The organism is Schaalia canis, assembly GCF_003858455.1.
GTDB lineage: Bacteria > Actinomycetota > Actinomycetes > Actinomycetales > Actinomycetaceae > Pauljensenia > Pauljensenia canis.
Window position 1 is genome coordinate 1 of the sequence record NZ_RQZF01000036.1, and the last position, 594, is coordinate 594.

Genomic DNA, 594 nt, shown 5'->3' on the forward strand with positions numbered 1-594 from the left:
CAAGCCAACCATCCAGCGCACGCCTAGCATCCAGCACCATCGAATACCTGGCCAACCGCACCCAAGGCATGGACTCAGCAGGCAACCCCCTCCTCTTCCACACCAACGACGAAACCTTCACCCCCAAAACCGTCGGCACCACAGCCAGCACACACCTAGCCCACATCCTAGGCACACACATGCCAGCCATAGACATGGCGCTCTTTGAGGAAGCCGAAGGCTCGACCGCTGGTGGCATGCGGGATGAGGTGACTCGTGATGATCTTGGGACTTTGACGAATCTTCCCAAGTTCAAGCGAGAAGATTTGCAGGTGATGATCAGAGTTGCAGCGAGTTCTGATGAGGGGCTTGCCACGCTGCGCACAGCCTTAACCCGTTATGAGGACTCCCATCTAGCAACGGTGGTTGATTGCCACTATGTGGGCACCGATCAGGAGACATGGCGGTTTAAGGGCAACTTCGAATCCATGTTCGAAACCGCCCTAAGGAACCAAGGCAAGCTGGAGGCGTTCTTTATTGACCAGATCGGGGATCAACAGGTTACTGCTGGCAGAGCGGCTGATGAAAGAATCCGAGCCTGGATTGGGTTAGGCA

1 protein-coding gene is annotated in these 594 nt (G+C 55.7%); it reads left to right on the forward strand.

All coding sequences use genetic code 11. The annotated features are described in order from the left end of the window. The coding region (locus EII11_RS10620) for a hypothetical protein (protein ID WP_165867167.1) at window positions 1–594 on the forward strand (594 nt) is incomplete at both ends.